Raw genomic sequence first — 16154 nt, 5'->3', positions numbered from 1 at the left:
CGGTCATCCACCCACGGGAGTCGTCTTGACGATCACCACCGCCCCCGGGGCGGTCAGAGCAGCGGATCGCCCCGGAACATCGCCTCCGGCCCGGGCACGGCGGACCAGCCTCGGCCGCACGGTACGCGACCAGCTCACCGGGCACGCGTTCCTGATCGGTGCGGTGCTCTGCTTCGCGGTCTTCTCCTGGTACCCGATGGTGCGCGGCGTCGTGATGAGCTTCCAGCGCACCCGGCGCGGCGAGACCACCTGGGTCGGCTGGGACAACTACCTCCGGATCCTCGACGACCCCAGCTTCTGGACCGCCTGGCAGAACACCTTCTACTTCACCGGCCTCGCGCTCGTCCTCGGGTACGCGGTGCCGTTCTTCGTGGCGATCCTGCTCAACGAGTTCCGCCACGCCCGTGGGTACCTCCGGATCCTGGTCTACCTGCCGGTGATGCTGCCGCCCGCCTCGGCGCTGTTCCTGTTCAAGTTCTACGCGTACGACCCCAGCGACGCGGGGCTGTTCAACGCGATCCTCAAGGCCTTTGGCCTGCCCACGTCGCAGTGGATGCAGTCGCCGGAGATGACGATGCCGGCGATGGTGATCGCGTCGACCTGGATGAACATGGGCAGCGCTGTGCTGATCTACCTGGCCGCGTTGCAGAACATCCCGGGCGAGCTGTACGAGGCGGCCGAGCTGGACGGGGCCGGGATCTGGCGGCGGATCATGCACGTCACCATTCCGCAGACCCGGCTGATTCTCGCGCTGCTGGCGATGCTCCAGATCGTCGCCACCATGCAGCTCTTCATCGAGCCGCTGATCCTCGCCAACGGTGCGGGCGCGGAGGACTCGGCGACCTCGGTCGCATACCTCATCTACCAACACGGGTTCTTCCAGAACGATCTCAACGGCGCGGCGGCACTCGGAGTGATCATGCTGGTGGTGCTGGCCGGGTTCTCCGCCGTCTACCTGCGGCTCACCGCGAGACAGGACTAGGAGGAGACCACCCATGGCACCGGACACCGGGACCCGGACCCTCATCTCACAGGCCCAGCTTCGGCGTGGTCGCGGACGGGCCGCCTACTGGACGCTGCTCGCCGTCGTGGTCGTCGGGTTCACGCTCGTCTTCCTCGGGCCGCTCTACTGGATGGTCACCGGAGCCCTCAAATCCGGCCAGGAGATCGCGCAGACCCCACCGTCGCTGTTCCCGCAGGATCCACAGTGGCAGAACTACGCCGATGCCTGGCACAACCTGGCGCTGGCCAAGCTGCTGTTCAACACCTTCTACTACGCGACCGGCGCGGTGCTGTTCCAACTGGTCTTCGACACCGCCGCGGCGTACGCCCTGTCGAAGCTCCGCCCGGTCCTCGGCAACGTGATCCTCGGCATGATGCTGGCCACGCTGATGATCCCGGCGATGGTCCTCATCGTCCCGCAGTACGTGACCGTGATCGACCTGCCGATCCTGCACATCAACCTGCTCGACTCGCCGTTCGCGATCTGGCTTCCCCTGGTCGCCAACGCGTTCAACATCTTCCTGCTGAAGCGGTTCTTCGACTCGATTCCGGAGGATCTGATGGCGGCCGCCCTGATGGACGGGGCGACGCCACTGCGCACGCTCTGGTCGATCGTGCTGCCGATGTCTCGGCCCATCCTCGGCGTTGTCTCGATCTTCGCGGTGACCGCGGTCTGGAAGGACTTCCTCTGGCCGAAGCTGGTCATGCCGTCTCCCGAGACCCGCACGGTAAGCGTGGGGATCTACGCCTTCGCCGGCGGTACGCCGATGAACGTGGTGATCGCCGCGTCGGTGATCGCCGCGATACCGACCGTCGTCATCTTCCTGGTGTTTCAGCGAAACATCATGTCCGGCCTCACCACGGGCGGTCTCAAGGGATGACCGCCGACCCCAGAAAGCAGGTGCGCGTGTCCGCAGCAGCCAGTGGTCCGTGGTGGCGGGGAGCGGTGATCTACCAGGTGTACCCGCGCAGCTTCGCCGACGGAAACGGTGACGGCATCGGCGACATCGCCGGCATCCGATCACGGCTGAACTACCTGTCGGCGCTCGGCGTCGACGCCATCTGGTTCAGCCCCTGGTACCCCTCCCCGATGGCCGACGCCGGCTACGACGTCGCCGACCATCGCGACATCGACCCCGTCTTCGGCAGCCTGGCCGAGGCGGAGGCGCTGATCGCGGAGGCGCACGCGCTCGGCATCCGGACCATCGTCGACGTGGTGCCGAACCACTGCTCCGCCGCACACCCCTGGTTCCAGGCGGCGTTGGCCGGCGGTCCGGGAGCACCGGAGCGGGAGCTGTTCTGGTTCCGGCCGGGGCGCGGCCCGAACGGCGACCAGCGCCCGACCGACTGGGTGGGCGAGTTCGGCGGGCCGACCTGGACCCGGACCACCGACCCGGACGGCACGCCCGGTGACTGGTACCTGCACCTCTTCGCCCCCGAACAGCCGGACCTCAACTGGGACCATCCGCGGGTGCGCGCCGAGTTCGAGGACATCCTGCGGTTCTGGTTCGACCGGGGCGTGGACGGAATCCGGATCGACTCGGCCGGGCTGCTGGTCAAGGACTCGACGCTGCCCGAGATCGTGGCAGATCGGCCGCACCCCTTCCACGACGTCGACGGGGTGCACGAGATATACCGGGACTGGCGGCGGATCGCCGACGCGTATCCGGGGGACCGGGCACTGATCGGTGAGGTGTGGTTGCCGGACCGCCAACGGTTCGCCCGCTACCTGCGCCCGGACGAGCTGCATGCCGCGTTCAACTTCGACTTTCTCGGCTGCGCCTGGGACGCCACCGCACTACGCGAGAGCATCGACGGCACGCTGAACGCACACGCGCCGGTCGGCGCCCCCGCCACCTGGGTGCTTGCCAACCACGACGTCACCCGGCAGGTGACCCGCTACGGACGGGCGGACACCAGGTTCAGCTTCGCGGCCAAGCGCGAGGGAATCCCCACCGACCTGGAACTGGGTACCCGTCGTGCCCGCGCCGCAGCGCTGCTGTCGCTGTCGCTGCCCGGCGCCGCCTACGTCTACCAGGGTGAGGAACTGGGGCTGTGGGAGGTCGAGGACATCCCACCCGCACTCCGGCAGGACCCGATGTTCGTCCGCTCCGGTGGCACCGACCCGGGCCGCGACGGGTGCCGGGTGCCGCTGCCGTGGTCGGGGGACGCTTCGCCCTTCGGCTTCAGCCCTGACGACGCGAGCCGCGTGCCGTGGCTGCCCCAACCCGCCGAGTGGAAGGACCGCACGGCCCGGACGCAGGCCGGTGACCCGCATTCGATGCTGGAGCTGTACCGGAGGGCGATCGCGTTGCGGCGTACCGAGGCGGCGCTCGGAGACGGGACGCACACCTGGTTGCCGGCACCCGACGGGGTGCTGGCCTTCCGCCGGGAGCCCGGCTTCACCTGCCTGGTCAACCTGTCCGGCGGTGCCGTGCCACTGCCACCGCACACCCACAAGCTGCTGGCCAGCGGCCCGCTCGACGACGACCGGCTACCCCCGGACACCGCCATCTGGCTACGTACCCCGGGCCGGTCCGGGTGACTCCCGCCGCGCCAGCGCACCACCGACCGAACCACCAGCCCGCGCCAACGAGGAGGTACCCGCACCGCCGTTCCGCCACCACCACGGGGGACCTGGCCACCTGAGAAAGGGAGCGCTGCTCATGGCCGACCACACCGTCCCGCACCAGCCCAGAAACCGGATCAGTGCGACGCTTGCCCTGCTCACCGGCACCACACTGGCCGCCGCCTCGATCTCGGTGATCACACTCACCACCACCGCGACCCCGGCCCGCGCCGCCGGGCTCTCCCCGTTCGACATCGCCGGCCGGGGTGCGACGGTACCGTTCATCGAGCACGAGGCGGAGAACGCGACACACAGCGGCACCAGAATCGGTCCGGACCGGCGCTACGGCACGCTGCCATCAGAGGCGAGCGGCCGTGAGGCGGTCACCCTCGACGCGGTCGGGGAGTACGTCGAATTCACCCTCACCGCCCCGGCGAACGCGGTCACCTTCCGCTACAGCATCCCGGACAACGCCGCCGGCACCGGCCGCGACGCCACCATCGACCTACGGGCGAACGGCACGTTGGTCAAAGCGGTGCCGGTCACCTCGAAGTACGGCTGGTACTACGGCGGCTACCCGTTCAACAACAACCCGGGCGACATCAACCCGCACCACTTCTACGACGAAGCCCGAGCCCTGTTCGGCACCACCTACCCGACGGGCACGAAGATCCGGCTCCAGGTGGCGTCGACCGCCCAGTCGCCGACCTTCACCATCGACCTGGCCGACTTCGAGCTGGTCGCCGCACCGATCACCAAGCCGGCCAACGTCCTCGACGTGGTCACCGACTTCGGTGCCGACCCGACCGGTGCCACCGACTCCACCGCCCGCTTCCAGGCCGCCGTGGACGCCGGCCGGGCGCAAAGCCGTACGGTGTGGATCCCGCCGGGCAGCTTCACCCTCTGGGACCACGTGGTGGTCGACGGGGTGACCCTGCGCGGGGCCGGCCCCTGGTACTCCGTGCTCGGCGGCCGGCACCCCACCGACCGCAAGCGGGCCGCCGGCATCTACGGCAGGTACGTCACCGGTGGCGGCTACCGGGGCGAGATCCGCCCGCACGAGGCCGGCGGCCCCAGCCGCAACGTGCTGCTGCGGGATTTCGCGATCATCGGCGACGTCCGGGAACGGGTCGACTCCGACCAGGTCAACGCCATCGGCGGAGCGATGTCCGACTCCGTGGTGGACAACGTCTGGATGCAGCACACCAAGGTCGGTGCCTGGATGGACGGCCCGATGGACAACTTCACCATCCGCAACAGCCGGATCCTCGACCAGACCGCCGACGGGGTGAACTTCCACTGGGGAGTCACCAACTCCACGGTGACGAACACCTTCGTCCGCAACACCGGCGACGACGCCCTCGCCATGTGGGCGGACACCGTGCCCAACGTCGGCAACTCGTTCACCCGGAACACCATCGGCGTGACCATCCTCGCCAATCACCTGGTCACCTACGGCGGGCGGGACATCCGGATCACCGACAACGTGACCGCCGACTCGGTCACCAACGGCGGTGGCATCCACGTGGCCAACCGCTACACCGGCGTGCACGGCCCGACCGCGGTCGCCGGCACAATCACCGTCGCCCGCAACACGCTGATCCGTAACGGCAACTCCGACTACAACTGGCGCTTCGGTGTCGGCGCGATCTGGTTCTCCGCGCTGAACGAACCGATCCGCGACGCGTCGATCATGGTCAGCGACACCGACATCCTGGACAGCTCCTACGCGGCCCTGCACTGGATCGAGGGGGCGACCAGCGGGATCAGTTTCACCAACGTACGCATCGACGGCGCCGGCACCTACGCCCTCCAGGTGCAGGCACCGAGTCAGGTTTCCTTCACCGATGTCCGGGCCACCGGCATCGCACAGGCCAACCCGGTGCACAACTGCGTGGGCAGCGGCTTCCAGATCACCCAGGGTGCCGGCAACTCCGGCTGGTACACCTCGACGCCGTACTGCGGTCCGTGGCCGGAGCCGCAGTGGGGCAGCGGCCCGACCAGCCCACCGCCCACCTCGCCGCCGCCCAGCACCCCGCCACCGACCACGCCCCCGCCGGCCGTCGGGAACCTGGCCCTGGGCCGGCCGGTCGTCGCCTCCAGCCACACGCAGAACTACCTGGCCGGCAACGCGGTGGACGGTGAGCCCGGCAGCTACTGGGAAAGCGCCAACCACGCGTTCCCGCAGACCCTCACCGTGGACCTGGGTAGCGCCCGGCAGGTGGGTCGGGTGGTGCTGAAGCTACCGCCAGCGCCGGCCTGGCAGACCCGTACCCAGACGCTGTCGGTGCTCGGCTCCACCGACGGCAACTCCTGGACCACCCTCGCCGGCACGGCGGGCCGCACCTTCGACCCGACCACCGGCAACACCGTGTCGATCAACCTGCCCGTCGGGGAACGTCGGTTCCTTCGACTGCACGTCACCGCCAACACCGGCTGGCCGGCGGCCCAGGTCGCCGAGTTCGAGGTCCACTCCACCTGACCCGTCGCCGGGCTCCGCTTCGGCGGGGCCCGGCGACGCCGCACCAGAAGCACCACCCCGCAACGCCTCTCCACGTCCCGGAAGAAGGTGTCGATTCCCCATGTCCAGACTCCGCACCCGGTTGACCGCCGTGTTCGTCGCGGTCGGCCTCGCCCTCACCGCCGCCCCCGCACCGCCCGCCGCCGCAGCCAGCGGCCCCAACCTGGCCGCCGGCCGGAGCATGTCCGCCAGCGGTCACAACGACGTCTACGTGGTCACCAACGCCAATGACGGTAACCAGAGCAGCTACTGGGAGAGCCCGAACAACGCCTTCCCACAGTGGATCCAGGTCGACCTCGGTGCCACGATCACCGTCGACCGGCTGGTGCTCAAGCTGCCCGCCGGTTGGGGAGCGCGCACCCAGACGCTGACCGTGCAGGGCAGCACCAACGGATCGACGTTCAACACCCTGGTCGGCTCCGCCGGGTACACCTTCAGCCCGGCGGGCAACAACACGGTGACCGTAACCGTCGCCCCGGCCGCCACCCGCCACGTCCGGCTGCTGATCACCGCGAACACCGGCTGGCCCGCCGGGCAGCTCTCCGAGCTGGAGGTGTACGGTCCGGCCACCGGCGACACCCAGGCACCGACCGCGCCGACGAACCTGGCGTTCACCGAGCCGGGCAACGGACAGATCCGGTTGACCTGGTCGGCGTCGACCGACAACGTCGGCGTGACCCGGTACGACGTGTACGCCAACGGGTCGTTGCGGGCCAGCGTGTCGGGTACGACCCTGACGTACACGGACACGCAGCCGGCGAGCGCGACGGTGTCGTACCTCGTACGGGCCCGTGACGCCGCCGACAACGTCTCGGCCAACAGCAACACGGTCACCCGTACCGGCAGCATGCCCGGCGGCACCAACCTCGCCGTCGGCAAGCCGGTCACGGCCTCCTCGATGGTGCACGTCTTCGCCGCCGCCAACGCAGTCGACGACGACGTCACCACCTACTGGGAGGGTGCGCCAGGGGCGTACCCGAGCACCCTGACCGTGGCGCTCGGCGCCAACGCGAGCATCAGCGCGGTCGTGGTGAAGCTCAACCCCGACCCGGCCTGGGGCCCCCGCGCCCAGACCTTCTCGATCCTGGGGCGGGCGCAGTCCGCCCCCGGGTTCAGCACGCTGGCCGGCTCGGCGAGCCACTCGTTCAGCCCGTCGAACAGCAACACGGTGACCATCCCGGTCTCGGCGACCGCCGCCGACGTCCGGCTCCAGTTCACCGCCAACTCCGGCGCGCCCAACGGACAGGTCGCCGAGTTGCAGGTGATCGGCACGCCGGCCCCGAACCCGGACCTCACCGTCACCAGTCTGACCTTCGTCCCGGCCGCACCTGTGGAGACGGACCAGCTGACCCTCACCGCCACCGTCCGCAACGCTGGCACGGCGGGTTCCGGCGCGAGCACCGTCGACTTCGCGTTGGACGGTACGAAGATGGGCCAGGCGAACGTCGGCGCCCTGGCGGCGGGGGCCGCGACCACCGTGTCCACCACCGTGGCGGCCCGCACCGCTGGCAGCTACCAGCCAAGCGCCACTGTCGACCCGGCGAACACCGTGATCGAGCAGGACGAGTCGAACAACGTCCGGACCGCGGCGGGCCCGCTGGTGGTCAGCCCGGTGGCCAGCGCCGACCTGGTCGCCTCGGCGGTCACCTGGTCACCTGGCACACCGAGCGCGGGTGCCAACGTCAGCTTCGCGGTGACCCTGCGCAACCAGGGCACCATCGCGTCGGCGGGCGGTGCGCACGGCCTCACGCTCACCGTGCTCAACGACGCCGGCACGGTTGTGCGTACCCTCACCGGCTCGTACACCGGCACCATCGGGGCCGGCGCCACGGCCGGTCCGGTGAACCTGGGCAACTGGACGGCCGCCAACGGGCGGCACACCGTCCGGGTGGTGATCGCCGCCGACGCCAACGAGTTGCCGGTGAAGCGGGCCAACAACACAAGCGAGCGACCGCTGTTCGTGGGTCGCGGCGCCAACCTGCCGTACGACATGTACGAGGCCGAGGAGGGCTCGGTCGGCGGCGGGGCGCAGATCGTCGGGCCGAACCGGACCATCGGCGACCTGGCCGGTGAGGCGTCCGGACGCCGGGCGGTCACCCTGAACACCACCGGCGCGTACGTCGAGTGGACCACCAAGGCGTCGGCCAACGCCCTGGTCACCCGCTTCTCCATGCCCGATGCTCCGAACGGCGGCGGGATCAACTCGACATTGAACATTTACGTCAACGGCGTACTGCACAAGCCGATCAGCCTCACCTCGAAGCACATCTGGCTGTACGGCGCGGAGGCCAGCCCGAGCGACTCGCCGAGCGCCGGGCCGCCCCGGCACATTTACGACGAGGCGAACGTGCTGCTGAACTCGACAATCCCGGCGGGCAGCCGGATCCGCTTGCAGAAGGATCCGGCGAACTCCACCACGTACGCCATCGACTTCATCAACCTGGAGCAGGTGACGCCCCGGGCGAACCCGGACCCGGCGCGATACCGGGTGCCGAACGGGTTCAGTCACGCCGACGTGCAGAGTGCGCTCGACGCGGTCCGGATGGACACCACCGGCAACCTGATCGGCGTCTACCTGCCCGCCGGTAGCTACGAGACGGCCCAGAAGTTCCAGGTGTACGGCAAAGCGGTGAAGGTGGTCGGCGCGGGCATGTGGTTCACCCGGTTCCAGACGCCCCCGTCGCAGCAGAACACCGACGCGGGGTTCCGGGTCGAGCCCAGCGCCAGCGGGTCGTCCTTCGAACACCCCGCCTTCTTCGGCAACTACACCGTGCGGCAGGACGGGCCGGGCAAGGTCTGGGGTGAGCTGAAGGATGTCGACAACCTCAACCTGGACAACGTCTGGGTCGAGCACACCGTCTGCGCGTACTGGGGGGTGAGCGTCAGCGGGTTGAAGATCACCAACAGCCGGTTCCGCAACACCTTCGCCGACGCGGTGAACCTGACCAACGGCAGCACCAACAACCTGGTCAGCAACTCGGAGGGCCGGTCCAACGGCGACGACGCCTTCGCGCTCTTCTCCGCCACCGACCAGGGTGCCTCCACCGGCAACCACGGCAATGTGTTCGAGAACCTGACCGCGACGTTGACCTGGCGGGCTGCCGGGATCGCGGTGTACGGCGGTTACGACAACGTCTTCCGCAACCTCTACATCGCCGATCAATTGACGTACTCGGGCATCACGATCAGCTCGCTGGACTTCGGCTACCCGTTCATCGGATTCGGGGCCAGCCCACCCACCCGCTTCGAGAACATCTCGTTGATCCGGTCGGGTGGCCACTTCTGGGGCGCGCAGACCTTCCCGGCGATCTGGGTGTTCTCCGCGTCGAAGGAGTTCCGTGGCATCCGCGTCAGCGACGTGGACATCGTCGACCCGACGTACTCAGGAATCATGTTCCAGACCAAGTACACCGGCGGCCAGCCGGAGAATCCGATCACCGACACGGTCTTCAGCAACGTGTCGATCAGCGGCGCACAACGCAGCGGTGACGCCTTCGACGCCAAGTCCGGCTTCGCCATCTGGGCCAACGAGATGCCCGAGCCGGGCCAAGGCCCCGCCGTCGGCTCCGTCACCTTCACCAACCTCCGCCTGAACAACAACCATCAGGACATCCGCAACACCACCCCCACCTTCACCATCACCCGCAACTGACCCCACCCCCTTGCCGTGCCGATCATGCGGTTGTGGCACCTGACAAAGGCCGTGAACACGGTTCTTCGGGCGCCACAACTGCATGATCGTCGGTGGGGATGGTGGTCAGGGGGTGGGGTTGCCGTGGCGGCCGGCGCCGGCGGTGAAGCGGGCGGCGCCAGCCGCCGCGTCGGTGGCCAGGGATCGCAGGCCGTAGGCCAGCTCGGTGGCCAGGGCGTCCGGCTCCGGCTGGGCGGCGGTGGCCAGCACCGAGGCGCGGTCGTTGCGCAGGCAGGTCTGTGGATGGCGGGCGATCTCGGCGGCCAGTCGCTCGGCCGCCGCCCGGGACTCGCCCGGGTCGACCAGGCGGTTGACCAGCCCCATCGCGTACGCCTCCGCGGCCGGCACCGCCCGCCCGGTGAGGATCAGGTCCATGGCCCGGCTCTCGCCGATCAGCCGGGGCAGCCGGACCGTTCCGCCGTCGATCAGCGGCACTCCCCACCGGCGACAGAAGACCCCGAGCACGGCGTCCGACTCGGCGATCCGTAGATCGCACCAGAGCGCCAGTTCCAGGCCACCGGCCACCGCGTACCCCGAGATCGCGGCGATCACCGGCTTGCCCAGGACCATCCGGGTCGGACCCATCGGACCGTCGCCGTCCGGCTCGACCCGGTTGCCGCGCGGCGTACCGATCGCCTTCAGGTCGGCGCCCGCACAGAACGTGCCTCCGGCTCCCCAGAGCACCGCCACCGCCGCCGTCGGATCCGCGTCGAAGGCCCGGAACGCGTCGGCGAGCGCCCGGGCGGTCGGCCCGTCCACCGCGTTGCGGGCCGCCGGCCGGTCCAGGATCACCGTGGTCACCGGCCCGTCCCGTTCCACCCGTACCGTCATCCCGTCAGCATGCCCCGGCGTCGCCCGGCTGGCTATTCGTCCCCGACGACCGGTTTGCGGTGGCGTACGACGGGAAGTCGTTACCCGTGCGAGCGTTGTTGACGAGAATTGAGCAAGCTTCCGGCCTGGACCGGTTCGGTGACCGGTTGCAGCAGACGGTGCAGGGTGTGCTGCGCCCACAGCGGGTCCGTGACCTGTTGCACGGCGTCTGGCTGGGGCACCCGCTGCACCCGGCGATGGTGCAGCTGCCGGTCGGCGCGTGGATCAGCGCGGCGGTGCTGGACCTGATGCCCGGCCAGCGTAGGGCGGCGACCACCATGACCGCGGTCGGCACGATCGGCGCCCTGCCGGCGGCGGTGGCCGGCCTCAACGACTGGGCGGGACTCTCCCGTGACCAGCGTCGGGTCGGCCTGGTGCACGCCGCGTCGAACTCCGTCGGGCTGGCGCTGTACGGTGCCTCGCTGGCCGCGCGGCTGTCCGGTCGGCACGGCCTCGGGCGCACCCTCGGCTGGCTCGGACTCAGCGCCGCCGGTGCCGGTGCGTACCTCGGCGGGCACCTGGCGTACAAGCAGGGTGCTCAGGTGAACGTGAGCGTCTCCGACCTGCACCTGATCAGCGAGGGCTGGCACCCGGTGGCGGAGATGACCAGCCTGCCGCAGCGGGAACTCGTCACCCGCAAGGTCGACGACGTGTCGGTGATTCTCTACCGCCACGGTGACGACGTGACCGTCATGCTGGAGCGTTGCCCGCATCAGAGCGGGCCGCTCGGCGAGGGCGAGGTACGCGAGGTCGACGGGCACGCGTGCGTGGTGTGCCCGTGGCACGGCAGCACCTTCCGACTCAACGGCGGCGAGGTGGTGCACGGCCCTTCCGCGAACGACCAGCAGGTGCTGCCGACCCGGATCGTCGACGGCCGCCTGGAGGCCCGGCTGCCCTGACCCGGGTTTCCGACTTGCTGGATCTGTGGCAGTAGCGGGAGTCCGTGGCCGGCGTGTCGGCTCCTTCGACTGCCACGCATCACGAAGGCGTAGGTCCCGACCCGTGGGGCGTCAGTCCTTGCGGTGTCGGCCGACGGGCAGCTCGCGAAGAGGACTGGCCGGCGGCTGGTGGCGGGTGCCGGCGCGGGAGACGGCCGGTCGGCGGCGCAGGCCGAGCACCGCACCGATCTGCGCGCCGACGATGCTGGCCACAGCCAGCACGGCGGACACGGCGAGTGGACGGTTCACCCGGTCGGGCTCGCCGGCCCGGGACGCGCCCACCGTCACCACCGGCGAGTGACCCTCCGGCGTCTCGCTCCGCGGCGGTTCCGGCTGTTGTCCCTCCGGACCGGCCGGCGCTGTCGTGGCGGACCCTGGTCGCTCGGTCGGGGCGCCGGGCGACTCCACCGCCTCGCCGGGCCGCTCCACCGCGTCGCCTGGGTTGGTCGGCGTCGGGCGGGTCTGCTCGGTCCGTTCCGGCCCGGGAACGGGCCGGGGTTTCGGTGCGACCAGCCGGCCGGTGGCATGTTGCCGGGAACCCTGATCGTGTGCCTCCTCGGGCAGCTTGATGAGCTGGCCGGGGCGGATCCGGTCCGGGTTCCGCAGCTTGTTCAGTGCGGCCAACCGGTGGTAGTCGTCGAAGTCGTCGAGGTACCGGTCGGCGACTCCACCCAGGTAGTCACCCTTGGCGACCCGGTAAACGGGCGCTCCGGTCGAGGCGCCGGCACTGTCCGCTCGCGCGCCTGTCGCCGGCTGAGCCGCCATCGAGGGAGAAGGCGTGAATGCGGTGACGGAAGCGGCTCCACCGGCGTACGCCGTCGTGCCGTAAGCCGTGGTGGCGGCCGTGGCGGCGGGGCTGGCGGCGAGGATCAGCGCGACCGAACCGACGAGCGCGGCGGCGGCCCGCTGCTGCCGGCCCATGCCGGGCAGCCGGGGCGCGGGCCGGTCCAGCGCCTGTGCGCCCAGCTCCACGAGCACCGACAGGGCGAAGGTGGCCCAGCCGAACCAGCCCATGATCGCCAGCGCCCGCAGGAAGAGTTGACCGTCGTCGCGGCTGGTCAGCGTGGTGCCGATCTCCGCGAGCGTGGGTACGTGATCGGGGAGCGGGTTGCCGGCGAAGGCCAGCAGCGCGATCGGTCCGCCGACCAGCAGACCGATCAGCACGACAAGCGCACCGAAGCCGGTGAGCATCCGACCGACCCGCCGTACGGCGGTGCCACCTGATGCGGCCATGGCTACCTTCCCTTTCCTAGGAGGCCCCGGTCAGCGCCCGTGCGGTCGCCTCACCGGAAACGGTGACGGTGTTGGAGAAGCCGAACAGGCCGAGCGCCGCCCGGTCGTAGGTGACCTCGACGCGTACCCGGATCAGGGTTTCGCCGTCGACCACCGGGAAGGTCACGGTGTGGTCGCTGGCGCCGGCGGTGGTGAGGTAGTTCCGGACGGCGCGGCGGGCCTCGCGCCGGTTGATCCGCTTGGGCCCGCCCTCGATGGCGGTGGCCCGGTCGATGGCCTGGCCGCCCGCGCGGGCCGCCTCGGCGGCCAGGTTCTCGGCGCGTTGCAGCGTGCGGAGCTGACCGGCGCCGTCGAACGCCATGCCGATGATGGCCAGCACCCCGATCAGGGCCACGGCGAGGAAGATGCTCACCCGACCGGCGTCGCCGTGCCCGGCCGTCATCCCCGGCTCCGGTAGCGGTCCAGCGGCGAGGTGAACGAGGCGGTGATCCGCTGTCCGTCCGGCATCGTCAGCGCCGGCAGGTTCATGTCGGCGTAGGAGACGGTGCAGGCGATCTCGACGGTGACGGTGGCGTTCTGCCCGACCTGGCTGGTGAAGACCCGGTTGAAGGTGGTGGACCGTCCGTCGACCGAGCCGCGGAGGGTCACCTGCGGGGCCCCGGAGCAGGACACTCCCCGCCAGTCGAGCTGGCGGCGGGCGGCCTCGCGTGCCTCCCGCCGGGCGGTGGTGGCGTCCCGGGAGATCGACGCCGCCCGGGCCGCGTCGTGCGCGGCGGCCTCCAGCGCCGCGCTGGCCACCGCGGTACGCCCGGCGACCCCGCCGAGCACCATCATCGCCACGAAGGCCGGTGCCAGCACCGCCACCTCGATCGAGACGGAACCCCGGCTCATGGCTCGGTCCATCGCTCCACCGTCCCGTGTGCCGTCTGCTCGACGGCGAAGTCGACGCCCGGCACCACCGACAGGGCCTTGCCGCTCACCGTGCAGGTCACGTCGGTGTCCGTGGCGGCGCAGCTCGGTCCCGGGTCGTCCCAGTCGACCAGCCAGTCCCCGGCGGCCTGGAGGAACTCGGCCGCACGCTCCTCGCCGGCACCGGCCGGGGCGTCGAAGAGCCGCTCCGCGTTGACTCCGCTCTGCGCGGCGTTGAGCGCGGTCGACCGGGCGACGAAGACGACGGCTACCTGGATCGAGGCGAACAGCATCACCAGGATCGCCGGCAGGGCCACCGCCAGCTCGACCGGATTGCCGCCCCGCTCGGCGTCCCCGGACAGCAGTCGGTGCCGGGTGGCGGCGACCACCCGGCACCAGCCGACGGAGAGGCGACGGAACATCGATCAGGTGTCCGACGGGGCCTGGTGGGTCGGGATGTTGTCCATCCAGTCGTTTGCCGCGCCGAGGGCGGCGGCGGTCACCGCCATCGCCACGGCCACCAGGCCGAAGATGATGACGGCGGTCGGCACCGGGCTGTCGCCACGGTCGCCGCGCAGTTCGGCCAGCCGCGCCCGTAGCGCGACGTGCAGGTAGGTGATTACGGACATCGGGGCTCCTTCACTGGGGGTCGGGCCTAGAGACGGGCCAGGAACGGGTAGATGGCGAAGCCGAGCAGAACGAAGACCAGCAGCGCGCCGGGTATGTCGAGCCGGCTGGTCACCCCCTCGGCCCGGGCCAGGTTGTCGGTGCGGATCTGGTCGCGTAACGAGTCGGCCCGGCTGCGCAGGGTCTCGTGCACCTGCGCACCCTCACTGCCGGAGGAGCGCATGATCGCGCCGACATCGCCCAGCTCGGGGATGCCGATCCGATCGGCGAGATCGCGTAGCTCGTCCCAGGGCGAGTGCATCTGCATCTGCGCTATCCGCAGCGCCTCGGAGATCCGGTCGAAGACCCAGCCCTCGCAGATCGCGGCGGCTCGCTCCAGCGACTGCACCGGACCGTGCGCCGCGGACAACTGCAACGCGACCAGGTCGAGGTAGGTGCAGACCGCCTGACGGAACTCGTCCCGCGCGGCGTCCGCCTTGGTCAGCACCGACCGGTGCGCCACAAGGGCGCAGAGCAGCGCCAGGCCGAGGCTGCCCAGGACCGGTACGGCCAGCGGCAGCGAGACGCCGACGGTGAAGAGGGTGACGCTGAGCAGCGCCGGAGCGGAGAGTCCGATCAGGGCGGACAACAGCAGGGAGAGGGCGTACTGCTCGGGGGTGCGGTCGAGCAGCGCCAGTTGCCGGTGTGGGGGTCGCAGCCAACGGGCCAACCCGGTGAGCCAGTCCAGCCGCCGGTTGGCGGGCCCGGTGCGGGCGCTTCCCGGCGGTTGGTGCAGCCGGCGCAGTGCCGGGCCGAGCGCGGGAGTCGCCGGGACCAGCTCACGGACCACCAGGAACACGCCCAACCCGAGCGTGGCGCCGGCCACCACCGCGAGGGTGAGATGCAGGTTCACGCCACCACCTCGCTCGGATCCGGGGCCGGCAGGAAACGGGCCGGTCGGGGTGGCTGGCTCATCGAGCGCACCCAGGCCAGCAGCGCCACGAAGGCCGCGCCGAGCACCGCCATCACCAGCTGCCCGAACGGGGTGTCGTACGGCTGCACGTACTCGCGGTTGAGCAGCCCGTACGCGATGGTGGCCAGCGTCATGCCGGTGAGGAAGCGAACCGCGAACCGGGGCTGGGTGCGCTTGGCCTCGATCTCCCGGCGGGTCGCGACCTCCGCCGCGGCGGCCGAGGCGATCGAACCGAGCACGTCGCCGAGCCGCTCACCCCGGTCGGTGAGGTGCAGGATCAACGCCGCGACCACCTGGTCGCAGACCGGATCGCCGATCTCGTCGGCGAAGGCCAGCAGGGCGGAGCGGGCCAGCCAACCGGCCTGGAGCCGGGCGGCGAGCAGGCGTACCTCCTCCTGGATCTCCTCGGGGGCGGTGGTGACGGTGCCGATGATCGCCTGCTGGAGCCCCTGTCCGGTGGCGGAGACGTCCTTGAGCCGGCGGGTCCACTCGCCGACCGCCTCGATGCGGGCGATGGCCCGCTGCTCGGCCCGCCCGACCGAGAACAGCCACGGTGCACCCGGCACCGCCACCGCCACCAGCAGGCCCACCACGGGCAGGCCGGTCAGCAGGAAGGCCAGCGCACCGGCGACCACCGCGCCGACCAGCAGTGCCTGGTGTGCCCGCTGTTCGCGGGCGGTGCTGCCGGAGCCGCGCCAGAGCCGCCCGAGCCCCGGCCCTGCGCCGGGTGCCCGGCCGGGCGGCCGGCGGGTGCCGACGAGCGCCACCACCGCCAGCACCAGGCCGGCCACGCAGGCCGCGCCGGAGACCAGGGCGATCAGCTCGATGTTGGTACGCACCGG

General features: G+C 70.7%; 12 protein-coding genes and 1 pseudogene. 5 read left to right on the top strand and 8 right to left on the bottom strand.

Going from position 1 to position 16154, the window contains the following annotated elements:
- Nucleotides 1–25: 25 nt before the first annotated feature.
- The 4 genes and pseudogenes from O3597_RS23835 (at nucleotide 26) to O3597_RS28615 (ending at nucleotide 9744) form a co-directional block, all read left to right on the top strand.
- Nucleotides 26–982, top strand: a complete 957-nt coding sequence (locus O3597_RS23835) for a sugar ABC transporter permease (RefSeq protein ID WP_281602451.1) — start codon at nucleotides 26–28, stop codon at nucleotides 980–982.
- 13 nt (nucleotides 983–995) lie between these two features.
- Nucleotides 996–1883, top strand: coding sequence for a carbohydrate ABC transporter permease (locus tag O3597_RS23830; protein ID WP_164446620.1), 888 nt, complete (start codon nucleotides 996–998; stop codon nucleotides 1881–1883).
- Nucleotides 1884–1909: 26 nt separating this feature from the next.
- A complete protein-coding gene (locus O3597_RS23825; RefSeq protein ID WP_281602450.1) occupies nucleotides 1910–3547 on the top strand; it encodes a glycoside hydrolase family 13 protein in 1638 nt (545 codons plus the stop codon).
- A 121-nt stretch (nucleotides 3548–3668) separates the two neighbouring features.
- Nucleotides 3669–9744, top strand: a pseudogene (locus O3597_RS28615) (discoidin domain-containing protein).
- Between the two features lie 105 nt (nucleotides 9745–9849).
- Here O3597_RS28615 and O3597_RS23810 read toward each other — a convergent pair.
- Entirely contained in the window at nucleotides 9850–10614 is a 765-nt protein-coding gene (locus O3597_RS23810; RefSeq protein WP_281602447.1) for a crotonase/enoyl-CoA hydratase family protein, read from the bottom strand.
- 86 nt (nucleotides 10615–10700) lie between these two features.
- Here O3597_RS23810 and O3597_RS23805 point away from each other — a divergent pair, with 86 nt between their 5' ends.
- On the top strand, nucleotides 10701–11552 hold the full coding sequence (locus tag O3597_RS23805) for a Rieske (2Fe-2S) protein (RefSeq protein WP_164446615.1): 852 nt from the start codon (nucleotides 10701–10703) through the stop codon (nucleotides 11550–11552).
- Between the two features lie 111 nt (nucleotides 11553–11663).
- Here the strand turns inward: O3597_RS23805 and O3597_RS23800 are convergent, their stop codons facing one another.
- From O3597_RS23800 to O3597_RS23770, 7 genes are read right to left on the bottom strand one after another with little or no spacing between them, the layout of a single operon-like run.
- A complete protein-coding gene (locus O3597_RS23800) occupies nucleotides 11664–12824 on the bottom strand; it encodes a LysM domain-containing protein (protein WP_281602446.1) in 1161 nt (386 codons plus the stop codon).
- Nucleotides 12825–12840: 16 nt separating this feature from the next.
- Nucleotides 12841–13266, bottom strand: coding sequence for a pilus assembly protein TadG-related protein (locus tag O3597_RS23795; RefSeq protein ID WP_281602445.1), 426 nt, complete (start codon nucleotides 13264–13266; stop codon nucleotides 12841–12843).
- On the bottom strand, nucleotides 13263–13727 hold the full coding sequence (locus O3597_RS23790; protein WP_281602444.1) for a pilus assembly protein: 465 nt from the start codon (nucleotides 13725–13727) through the stop codon (nucleotides 13263–13265). The genes O3597_RS23795 and O3597_RS23790 overlap by 4 nt, the downstream gene beginning before the upstream one ends.
- Nucleotides 13712–14155: a TadE family protein gene (locus O3597_RS23785; RefSeq protein ID WP_164446612.1), complete on the bottom strand. Its 444-nt coding sequence runs from the start codon at nucleotides 14153–14155 to the stop codon at nucleotides 13712–13714. The genes O3597_RS23790 and O3597_RS23785 overlap by 16 nt, the downstream gene beginning before the upstream one ends.
- A gap of 3 nt (nucleotides 14156–14158) precedes the next feature.
- Nucleotides 14159–14362: a hypothetical protein gene (locus O3597_RS23780; protein ID WP_164446611.1), complete on the bottom strand. Its 204-nt coding sequence runs from the start codon at nucleotides 14360–14362 to the stop codon at nucleotides 14159–14161.
- 26 nt (nucleotides 14363–14388) lie between these two features.
- Nucleotides 14389–15252: a type II secretion system F family protein gene (locus O3597_RS23775; protein WP_164446610.1), complete on the bottom strand. Its 864-nt coding sequence runs from the start codon at nucleotides 15250–15252 to the stop codon at nucleotides 14389–14391.
- Nucleotides 15249–16151 (bottom strand): type II secretion system F family protein, encoded by a 903-nt coding sequence (locus O3597_RS23770; RefSeq protein ID WP_164446609.1) that lies wholly within the window; start codon nucleotides 16149–16151, stop codon nucleotides 15249–15251. The genes O3597_RS23775 and O3597_RS23770 overlap by 4 nt, the downstream gene beginning before the upstream one ends.
- Nucleotides 16152–16154 lie beyond the last annotated feature (3 nt).

Origin of the sequence: Verrucosispora sp. WMMA2044 (assembly GCF_027497155.1) — a bacterium.
Lineage (GTDB): Bacteria > Actinomycetota > Actinomycetes > Mycobacteriales > Micromonosporaceae > Micromonospora > Micromonospora palythoicola.
Note: the sequence above shows the minus strand (reverse complement) of the source record. Positions and strands in the feature narration are given on the sequence as shown.